This is a genomic window from Cryobacterium sp. TMT4-10 (genome assembly GCF_004403275.1).
Classification (GTDB): Bacteria; Actinomycetota; Actinomycetes; order Actinomycetales; family Microbacteriaceae; genus Cryobacterium; species Cryobacterium shii.
This window is the reverse complement of record NZ_SOGU01000038.1, coordinates 36,241-45,937: the sequence shown is the minus strand read 5'-3', so window position 1 is coordinate 45,937 and position 9,697 is coordinate 36,241. Positions and strand designations below refer to the sequence as shown.

Here is a 9,697-nt window from a genome sequence, read left to right as displayed (position 1 = left end):
GCCACGCCGCCGGCCGCCACGCAGCCCGCCACGCCGCCGGCCGCCACGCCGCGCGCCGCCGACCGTGCCGCACGCTGAGGGTCCCGACATGCGCAGAACAATCCCGGACGCCGACAGCATGCACGATTTCGGTGCCGAGGTCGCCGCGCTGCTCCGCGCCGGCGACCTGGTCGTGCTGACCGGGCCGCTCGGGGCAGGCAAGACCACGTTCACCCGCGGCCTCGGCGAGGGACTGCACGTGCGCGGCTCGGTCACCAGCCCCACCTTCGTGCTGGCCCGCACCCATCCGAGCACGGTCGGCGGGCCGCCGTTGGTGCACGTCGACGCCTACCGGCTGTCCAGCGCCGTCGAACTCGACGACCTCGACATCGACTTCGCGCATTCCATCGTGGTGGTCGAGTGGGGCCGCGGCATGCTCGACGGCATCACCGAGTCCTGGCTGGACATCGAGATCGAACGGCCGGTCGGCGCCTCGCAGGCCCCGGCATCCGTCACCGGCGACCCCGCCGAGGTGCTCGACCTCGACGAGCCCCGCACGGTCACCCTCACGCCCCACGGCCCCCGCTGGGCTCCCAACGAATTCGACGGAGATTCTGCTCTAAAAAGCCTCTAAGCGGCACAACTCGGCCCAAAACCCCAAAATCTCCGTCGAATTCGCTCGGGCGGGCGTGAGCAGGCAGGGCAGGCAGAGCAGGGCAGGGCGGGCGCGGGGGCGGGCGGTGAGATGGCGGGGAGGCGCAGCGAATAGGCTGGGGAGGTGCTTCTCGCCATCGATACCTCCGCCGGCACGAGCGTCGCCCTCGTCGACCTCGACCGCGGCGTCATCGCCCACCACGAAACCGGCGACACCATGCGCCACGCCGAGGTGATCGGCCGGCTCATCGCCGCCTGCCTGTCCGAGGCCGATCTGCCGGTCGCCGCCCTCTCCGGAGTGGTCGGCGGAATGGGCCCGGGCCCGTTTACCGGGCTGCGCGTCGGCATCGCCGCCGCCCGCGTATTCGCCCTGGGGGCGGGGGTGCCGTTCGTACCCGTCGTCAGCCACGACGCCGTCGCCTTCGGTCGGTACCGCGACGGCCATATCGGCGGGCTCGTCGTCGTCACGGATGCGCGCCGCCGCGAGGTCAACTGGTCGGTGTACAGCGGGGCGGATGCCGCGGGCCTGCCGATCCGCGTCGCCGGGCCGGGTGTGGCCAAACCCGCCGTGCTGCTGGAGGACGACTGGGACCACGCCGGGGTGCCCCGCCACGACGCGGCCACCGTCTCCGCGGCGGACCTGGGCCTGGTGGCCGAACTGATGTGGGCGCACGGGCATCCGTTCGCCGGTGACGAAGCGATCTACCTGCGCTCTCCCGACGTCACCTTGTCCAACGGCCCGAAACGGGTGAGCTGAGATGACCTGGCAGCTGCGCCGGCCCGGCGCCGCCGATGTGGACGCGATCATGGCGCTCGAGAGCCGGATTTTCGCGACCGACGCCTGGTCCGCCGAGGCGATGGCGCGCGACGTCGCCGACCCGAACTGCTACTACCTGGTCGCCTTCCCACCCGACTCGCCCGACCGGATCGAGGCCTACGCCGGCCTGCTGGCCCCTCGCGGCGCCCGGGAAGGCGACGTCCAGACCATCGCGGTCACCGAGCACGCCCGCGGCCACGGGCTCGGCCGCACCCTGATGCTCAGCCTGATCGCGGAGGCACGGAAGCGGGGCGTCCGCGAGGTCTTCCTCGAGGTGCGCGCCGACAACCCCTCCGCCCAGGAGCTGTACCGGCGGCTCGGTTTCGAGGAAATCGGAGTGCGCCGCGGCTACTACCAGCCAGACAACGTCGACGCGATCGTAATGCGACTCGACGTGCCTCTGCCCGTCTCGTCCCTGACACCGGAGCCCCTGACACCGGAGCCCCTGACGTCGGAAACCCTCGCGCCGGAGGCCGCCGAATGAACCGCTCCAATCCGCTCGTCCTCGGCATCGAGACCTCGTGCGACGAGACCGGGATCGGGATCGTGCGCGGCACCACCCTGCTCTCGAACACGATCGCGTCATCGATGGACGAGCACGCCCGCTACGGCGGAGTCGTGCCGGAGGTGGCCGCGCGCGCGCACCTCGAGGAGCTCGTGCCCGCGATCCGGGCGGCAACGCTGGAGGCCGGCATCCGCCTGGACGAGATCGACGCCGTGGCCGTCACCAGCGGCCCCGGGCTGGCCGGAGCGCTCATGGTCGGGGTCGCCGCCGCCAAGGCCCTCGCCCTGTCGCTCGGCAAGCCGATCTACGCGGTCAACCACCTTGTCGGCCACGTCGGGGCGGACGTGCTCCGGATGGGGGCCACCGACACCGCCGAACCCCTCGAATACCCGACCATCGCGCTCCTCGTCTCCGGCGGGCACACCTCTCTGCTGCTGGTGCGCGACCTGGTCTCCGACGTCGAACTCCTCGGCGAGACCATCGACGATGCCGCCGGCGAGGCGTTCGACAAGGTGGCGCGGGTGCTCGGCCTGCCCTACCCCGGCGGGCCCCAGATCGACCGGGCGGCGCTGGAGGGCGACCCTTCCGCCATCCGTTTCCCCCGTGGTCTGAGCCAGACCAAGGACATGGCCAAACACCGCTACGATTTCTCCTTCTCCGGGCTCAAGACCTCGGTCGCCCGCTGGGTCGAACAGAAGCGCGACGCGGGCGAAACCGTGCCCGTCGCAGACGTCGCGGCCAGTTTCCGGGAGGCGGTCGTGGACATCCTGCTCACCAAAGCCGTCGCGGCCTGCGTCGACCTCGAGGTGCCGCGGCTCCTGCTCGGCGGCGGGGTGATCGCGAACGCCCGGCTGCGTCTGATGGCCGAGCAACGCACGGATGCCGCCGGAATCGCCCTGCGCATCCCGCCGTTGTCGCTCTGCACCGACAACGGCGCCATGATCGCCGCGCTCGGCGCCCAACTGATCATGGCCGGGCACGAGCCCTCGTCAATGGAGTTCGGCGCGGATTCGACCCTTCCGGTCTCGGAGATCCAGGTCTAAGTCCCGGCCAGAGCGGTGTTTACGCTCCGACCGGGTATTCTGGCTTGCACGGGCGCCGTTCGTCTGGTCCGTTGACACCCCATCTGGCGGGGTGCCACTATGGCACCGCCAGATGTTCACTTGCCCAGATGTTCAGTTCTGTCCAGAAGGAGCTTCGCCATGACCGACCCCAACCTGACGCCGGGTACCCCGCCGATGTTCCAGCCGCCCGCGGCCCCCGCGAACCCGGCGCCCGGCACGCCCCAGGTTCAGGCTGCACCGGCCTACGGGCAGAACGCGGCGTACCCGCAGCCGTACGCTGCGCAGGGCTCGTCCGAGAAGTACAACGTGCTGGCGATCATCTCGCTGGTGACCGCGGTGCTCTCGATTTCTCTGGCCGCCATCATCACCGGCCACATCGCCCTGAGCCAGATCGGCAAGACCGGCGAGAAGGGCCGCGGCCTCGCGATTGCCGGCCTGATCATCGGTTACGCGAGCCTGGTTCTCTCGGTCATCATCGGGGGGCTGCTCGTCCTCGCGATCGCCAGCGACCCGACCATCCTCAACAACATGTGAACGAAAACCGGAATCTCGACACCAGGATTCCGGCACAGCTGACGCACTGGAACCCGATCACGGCAGACGCCGTGCGGAAAGGAAGCAACTCAGATGAGTGATTCGAATACCCCCGGCCCCGGCGTCCCGCAGGTCCCCGACGTCCCCCAGGTGCCGGACGTGCCCCAGGTCCCCGACATTCCCCAGTCCGCGGATGTGCCGCCCGCCGCCCAGCCCGTGCGGCCGGCCCAGCCCGTGCCGTCCACCGCCCAGCCCGTGCCGCCGTTCTCCGGCGGCCAGACGCCCCCACCCGGGTACGGACCCCCGACGCCGCCCCCGGCCGGGCCGACCCCGGCTCCGACCCCGCCGTCGGCCGGACCGACCCAGCCACCCGCCTACTACGGCGCTCCGACGACCCCGCCTCCCGCCTACGGCGCCCCGTCCTCGGATCCCTACGGGGGCGCGCCGGCGGCCAAGCAGCCGATTTTCAGCATCCTCTCGCTCGTGGCCGGCGTGATCGGAATCCTCGGGTTCCCGATCGTCTTCATCCCGATCGCGGGCGGCATCCTCGGGCTGTTCGTTCCGGCCGCGGCCGTCGTGCTGGGGTTCCTCGGCCGGTCGAAGGAACCGCAGGCCCGGGGCTTCTGGCTGACCGGCATCATCACCGGGTTCGTCGGCGTCGCCCTGGCGTTGGCGAGTATCCTGATCTGGGCCGTTATCTTCGCCAGCATGCCCAACAGCTACTCGTACTGAGTTTCACCGCGGGTGCCTGACCGGCGCACCGTTCGGGCGCACGGATGCGGCGGCGCCCGTTTACAGCATGTCGGAGGCAGCAGGAATGGTTGGGGAGTACCGGGACCCGTCGGACGACGTCGACGACTTCCGGCTCGACCTCACCCGACCGCCGGCTTCGGTCGAGGGCGAACTGGACTATGAGTCGACGGTGACGGCTCCCACCGAGTGGGTGCCGTATGTCTACACGGACACCGAGCTGCGTGCCCACGCCGAGCGTCACGGCCTGTCCGTCGCCGCGCTCGTCTTCGGCCTGCTGGGACTGCTGGTCGCCATCTTCGGCGTCTGGGGTGCCGCCCTGTCGCTGGCCGCGATCGTCCTGGCGATCATGGCCCGCGCCACGGAGCACCGGTCGGGCGCGCTCTGGGTCTACGGCCTGGTCACCGGTCTCGCGGGCCTGCTCATCGCCGCCGGGTGGGTGCTGGTCATCACCCTCGTGCTGATGTCCGCCGTCAGCTGAGCGCCGACACCCGCTCGACCAGCAGGGCCACCCGGTGTCCGGCGGCCCGCGTCAGGACGAGCGTTCCTGACTCCGGCCCCTTCAGCCGCAGCCGGGTGCGCAGGGTGGCCGGGTCCACGTCCACGCCGCGCTTCTTGATCTCCAGGGTGCCGATCCGGCGTTCCTGCAGCGCGAGGCGCAGCTTCTTCTCGTCGACCGGCAGGGTCTCGAGCACCCGGAACGCGGTGGCGAACGGCGTGCGCACCAGGCTGGCGGAGGTCAGGTAGGCGATGGACTCGCTCAGCATCAGCGCGTCCAGCGAGCGGGCCAGGTCGCCGATCAGGCGGGCACGGATGATCGCACCGTCCGGCTCATAGAGGTAGTCGCCCAGCACCCCCACCGGGGCGTCCTCGCTGTCGGCCGGGGCGTTCAGCTCATGGCTCCCGTCCCGACCCAGCAGCAGGGCGGACCGGCGGATCCCGGTGCGGGCCAGGCTGCCGAACCAGAGCGCCATCTCGACGAGCTTGCCGTCCACGGACACCCACTGCGCTTCAGCGTCGACCGGGATCTGCTCCCGGTCGTGCCCGGGGCCGAGCTTGACGCCGATGGGCATCCGTTCGCGGAGGCCGAAGACGAAGTCGAGGCTGGGGGAGTAGTCCTCCGGCCGGGTCAGGCGGGAGGTGTTGGTGTGCCCGGCCGTGCGGCGGGCGGGGTCCAGCCAGGCGGCGTCGAAACCGGTGAGGTCGACGCTCTCGGCGTCGGCGTTCAGCACGGTCGCGTTCTCGAACGGGGCCAGGTTGAAGCTGGCGACGGTGGCCGTCACCTCGTCGGCGTCGACCGCGGTCACCTCGAGGTCCATCGCCGCCAAGGCCATTGCGTCACCGCCGATCCCGCAGCCGAGGTCGACGACGCGGTTCAGCGAGGCGCCCGCGAAGCGGCCCGCGTGGAGGGCCGCGACGCGCAGCCGGGTGGCCTGTTCGAGGCCGGTCTCGGTGAACAGCATGCGGCCGGCGAACTCGCCGAACTTGGGCACGGCCCTGGCGCGCAGCCGGGACTGGCCCAGAACCGCGGCCACCAGCCCGGGGGCGTGGCCGGCCTTGCGCAGATCACTCACCACCCGCACCACGTTGGCGGCCGATTCGTACGGCGGCAGCGAGTCCAGCAGGCGCAAACCCTCCGGAGATAACAGCTCAACGAGCTCAGAGCGTTCCATCCCGCAAACCTATCAACTCGGCCGGGTCTGGCACTCACGTTGCGTGAGTGCCAGAAGCGCCCTAAACTCGACTTAGCACTCTCGCTGTGAGTCTGCTAACTAAGTCTTAGCTAAGAAAGAGGTCAACCGTGTCGGTCTCCATCAAGCCGCTCGAGGATCGCATCGTCATCAAGCAGGTCGACGCAGAGCAGACCACCGCTTCAGGTCTGGTCATTCCTGACACCGCCAAGGAAAAGCCCCAGGAGGGTGAAGTTGTCGCCGTCGGTCCCGGCCGGATCGACGACAACGGAAACCGCATCCCGCTCGACGTCGCCGTCGGCGACAAGGTGATCTACTCCAAGTACGGCGGAACCGAGGTCAAGTTCGGTGGTGAGGACCTCCTCGTCCTGTCGGCTCGCGACGTGCTCGCAGTCGTCGTTCGCTAGTCACACACACTGATCGATAGAATCCCGGATGGCCCTGGCCATCCGGGATTCTTCGTTTTGAGAGAGGCACGAACGTGCAGGACACGCCCCTTCCGCCTTCCCGGGGTGCCGCGCGCCCGGCGCGCTCGGAGCAGAGCACGGGCCTGATCTATGCGGTTCTGGCGTACACGCTCTGGGGCATGCTGCCCCTCTACTTCCTGTTGCTCGCACCGACCGGGGCCTTCGAGATCGTGCCCTGGCGGGTGCTGTTCTCCCTGGTCTTCTGCGCCCTGTTGATCACGGTCACCCGCAAGTGGCGGTCGTTCCTGGGCCTGCTGCGCAAACGCCGGATCGTCTTCACCATGGGGCTGGCCGGGCTCCTGATCTTCATCAACTGGCAGACCTACGTGTTCGCGGCGCTGAGCGGCCATGTGGTCGAGGCGGCGCTGGGCTACTTCATCAACCCGATCGTGACCGTGTTCCTGGGCGTGCTGCTGCTGCGGGAGAAGCTCCGTCTGCTGCAGTGGGTGGCCGTAGGCATCAGCCTCGGGGCGGTCGTCGTGCTCACCGTCGGGTACGGGGCGCTTCCGTGGGTGTCGCTCGTTCTCGCCTTCTCTTTCGGCTTCTACGGTCTGATCAAGAAGCGGGTCGGCCGGGACGTCGATGCCGTCGCCGGTCTCACGCTCGAAACCGTCTGGCTCGCGCCCCTGGCCGTGGTCCAGCTGATCGTGGTGGGCGCCGTCTCCGGCCTGACCATCGGCACGGTCTCGCCGTGGCACACCGTGCTGCTGCTCCTGGCCGGCGTCATCACGGCCGTTCCGTTGCTGTTCTTCGCCGCCGCGGCCCGTCGCCTGCCGCTGACCTACCTCGGCCTGATCCAGTATTTCGCACCGATCCTGCAGTTCCTCGTCGGCGTCTTCGTGCTGCACGAGCCCATGCCGCCCGAGCGGTGGGCCGGATTCGGCCTGGTCTGGCTGGCCCTGGTCGTGCTTACCGCCGACATGGTCCTGACCGGGCGGGCGCCCCGCCGTTCGTCGCTCGAGCCGGCCTGAGGCCGGATCCGTGCGGCGGCGACACCTCACGCGCAACAGATCGCCGGTGCGAGCGTCATCGGCCGCCGATAACGATTTGGTCCGCGTTACACGGATGTAACACGGTTGCCTTGTTTCGTGCGTTCCCTGTCAATAATGTGACAGAACGGCAGTCATTCGACCGCCGGCATTTCTCATTCCTAGTCCCAAGGAGCAACATGAGCGTATTCGCGAAGGCCTCGGCCTCCCGCTCAGTCCGGGCCGTCGTCACTGGAGTCGCCATGGTCGGCGTCAGTGCACTTCTGCTCACCGGCTGCAGCAGCAATGCTGCTGAACCCGCTGCGTCGGAGTCGCCCGCGGCGAGCGGTGACGCCCAGACCATCAAAGCCGGTGACCGCAATCTCACCCTGAAGATCGGCACCGTCCTTCCTCAGAGTGGCGCCCTCGCCTTCCTGGGCCCGCCCGAAGAGGCCGGTGTCGCGCTGGCCGTCAAGGACATCAACGACGCCGACCTAGGCATGAAGATCGAGCCCGTCTACCGGGACTCGGGTGACACCACCACGGACACCGCGACCGTGTCGGTGACCGACCTTCTTTCCCAGGACGTCTCCGCCATCATCGGTGCGGCATCCTCGGGCGTCTCCAAGACCGTGATCGACCAGATCACCGGTGCCGGCGTCGTGCAGTTCTCGCCGGCCAACACCTCGGCCGACTTCACGAAGTACGCCGACAAGGACCTCTACTGGCGCACCGCCCCCTCCGACCTGCTGCAGGGCGAAGTCCTGGGCAACCAGATCGCCGAGGACGGCAACAGCACCCTGGGCCTGATCGTGCTGAACGACTCCTACGGCACCGGCCTGGCCGACTCCACCACCGCGGCGTTCGAAGCCGCCGGCGGCAAGGTCGTCGCCAAGTCGCTGTTCAACGAGGGTGACTCCAACTTCGCCGCTCAGATCTCCGAAGTGACCGCGGCCAACCCGGATGCGATCGCCCTGGTCACGTTCGACCAGGCCAAGGTCATCACCCCCGCGCTAGTCGGATCGGGCTTCCCGGGCGACAAGCTCTACTTCGTGGACGGCAACCTGGCCGACTACAGCAAGGACTTCGCTCCGGGGCTCGTCGCCGGCTCGAAGGGAACCCTGCCCGGCCTGGACGTCGGAACGCTCGGTGACTTCACCGACCGTCTGAAGGCGGTCGACCCGACCCTGACCGACTTCAGCTACGCGGCCGAGTCCTACGACGCCGTCATGCTCGTCGCCCTCGCGGCGTACGCGGCCAACGACGTCAAGGGTACGACCATCTCCAAGTACCTGCGCCAGGTTTCCGGCGGAACCGGCGACGGCACCAAGGTCACCGACTTCAAGGCGGCGGCCAAGGCCCTCGCCGCCGGCGACCAGGTCAACTACGACGGCTTCTCCGGGCCGGTCACGTTCGACGAGTACGGCGACCCGACCGAGGCCACCATCGGTGTCTACGAGTACGCAGCGGACAACACCTACGCACGCATCAACTAGTCACGAACCAGTCACCGACTGATTAGTGATCAGGAGGGGCCCCGACTCCGGTCGGGGCCCTTCTTCGTGCCCGGTCGTCGTGCCCGGGACTCCGGGCGCCATGCTCGTGCGGGGCGGGGCGCCCGGCGGTGCGTGGCGGCACGGTCCGGCCCCCGGTGACGCCGTCTCCGGCCACGGATGTCGCGGCGCACGCTCTGCACGCCGGCGCAGGTTAGAACCTGCGCCCCGGGCCACATCGTGCGCCACGAGCCACGAGCCACGAGCCACGAGCCACGAGCCACGAGCCACGAGCCACGAGCCACGAGCCACCGGCTCACGAGCCCGACAGCCACGGCGCGCATCCGTTGTTTGGGCACCTCCGGCGAGTTCGCCACTTCCGATCGAGTTCGACTCGCGCACGTGACGAAGTCGACCGGAAGTGTCGAGCTCGAGCGGCGATGACGCGCCCCCGGACCCGACGGCCGCGAGTCCGCTTCTGTGCACCCGGACCCCGGCCACGGTGTCGGCCGGCCCCGTCCCGGTGAGGCCGTATCCGGCCACGGATGTCGCGGCGCACGCTGTGCACGCCGGCGCAGGTTAGAACCTGCGCCCCGGGCCACATCGTGCGCCGTGCGCCGTGCGCCGTGCGCCGTGCGCCGTGCGCCGTGCGCCGTGCGCCGTGCGCCGTGCGCCGCGAGCCGCGACGGCGCACCGGTACAACGACGGGTAACGCACGGGCACCCAGGAGCCGCCCACGGGCACGCAGGAGCCGCGCACCGGGCACACAGAAGCG

The 9,697-nt window shown here is 69.6% G+C and carries 11 protein-coding genes; 10 read left to right on the top strand and 1 reads right to left on the bottom strand.

Going from position 1 to position 9,697, the window contains the following annotated elements:
- Positions 1–88: 88 nt before the first annotated feature.
- The 7 genes from tsaE (at position 89) to E3T42_RS06365 (ending at position 4,784) form a co-directional block, all read left to right on the top strand.
- Entirely contained in the window at positions 89–613 is a 525-nt protein-coding gene (gene tsaE, locus E3T42_RS06395) for a tRNA (adenosine(37)-N6)-threonylcarbamoyltransferase complex ATPase subunit type 1 TsaE (RefSeq protein ID WP_134366352.1), read from the top strand.
- Positions 614–757: 144 nt separating this feature from the next.
- A complete protein-coding gene (tsaB, locus tag E3T42_RS06390) occupies positions 758–1,390 on the top strand; it encodes a tRNA (adenosine(37)-N6)-threonylcarbamoyltransferase complex dimerization subunit type 1 TsaB (RefSeq protein ID WP_134366351.1) in 633 nt (210 codons plus the stop codon).
- 1 nt (position 1,391) lies between these two features.
- The gene (rimI, locus tag E3T42_RS06385) at positions 1,392–1,934 is read left to right on the top strand and encodes a ribosomal protein S18-alanine N-acetyltransferase (protein ID WP_134402675.1); all 543 of its coding nucleotides are present in this window, start codon (positions 1,392–1,394) and stop codon (positions 1,932–1,934) included.
- Positions 1,931–2,998, top strand: coding sequence for a tRNA (adenosine(37)-N6)-threonylcarbamoyltransferase complex transferase subunit TsaD (tsaD, locus tag E3T42_RS06380; protein ID WP_134402674.1), 1,068 nt, complete (start codon positions 1,931–1,933; stop codon positions 2,996–2,998). Before rimI ends, tsaD begins: the two co-directional genes overlap by 4 nt.
- A 159-nt stretch (positions 2,999–3,157) precedes the next feature.
- Positions 3,158–3,553 carry a DUF4190 domain-containing protein gene (locus E3T42_RS06375; RefSeq protein ID WP_198417495.1) on the top strand — a complete coding sequence of 132 codons (396 nt, stop codon included), beginning with the start codon at positions 3,158–3,160 and terminating at the stop codon, positions 3,551–3,553.
- A 93-nt stretch (positions 3,554–3,646) separates the two neighbouring features.
- On the top strand, positions 3,647–4,285 hold the full coding sequence (locus E3T42_RS06370) for a DUF4190 domain-containing protein (protein ID WP_134366348.1): 639 nt from the start codon (positions 3,647–3,649) through the stop codon (positions 4,283–4,285).
- Positions 4,286–4,370: 85 nt separating this feature from the next.
- The gene (locus tag E3T42_RS06365; protein ID WP_134366347.1) at positions 4,371–4,784 is read left to right on the top strand and encodes a hypothetical protein; all 414 of its coding nucleotides are present in this window, start codon (positions 4,371–4,373) and stop codon (positions 4,782–4,784) included.
- Here E3T42_RS06365 and E3T42_RS06360 read toward each other — a convergent pair.
- Positions 4,777–5,976, bottom strand: a complete 1,200-nt coding sequence (locus E3T42_RS06360) for a methyltransferase domain-containing protein (protein WP_134366346.1) — start codon at positions 5,974–5,976, stop codon at positions 4,777–4,779. The genes E3T42_RS06365 and E3T42_RS06360 overlap by 8 nt on opposite strands.
- A gap of 128 nt (positions 5,977–6,104) precedes the next feature.
- Between E3T42_RS06360 and groES the strand changes: the two genes are divergently transcribed.
- The 3 genes from groES (at position 6,105) to E3T42_RS06345 (ending at position 8,925) form a co-directional block, all read left to right on the top strand.
- Positions 6,105–6,401 carry a co-chaperone GroES gene (groES, locus tag E3T42_RS06355; RefSeq protein WP_066597535.1) on the top strand — a complete coding sequence of 99 codons (297 nt, stop codon included), beginning with the start codon at positions 6,105–6,107 and terminating at the stop codon, positions 6,399–6,401.
- A 74-nt stretch (positions 6,402–6,475) separates the two neighbouring features.
- Positions 6,476–7,432, top strand: a complete 957-nt coding sequence (gene rarD / locus E3T42_RS06350; protein ID WP_241975876.1) for an EamA family transporter RarD — start codon at positions 6,476–6,478, stop codon at positions 7,430–7,432.
- Positions 7,433–7,629: 197 nt separating this feature from the next.
- Complete coding sequence (locus E3T42_RS06345) at positions 7,630–8,925, top strand: ABC transporter substrate-binding protein (RefSeq protein ID WP_134366345.1); 1,296 nt, start codon at positions 7,630–7,632, stop codon at positions 8,923–8,925.
- Positions 8,926–9,697 lie beyond the last annotated feature (772 nt).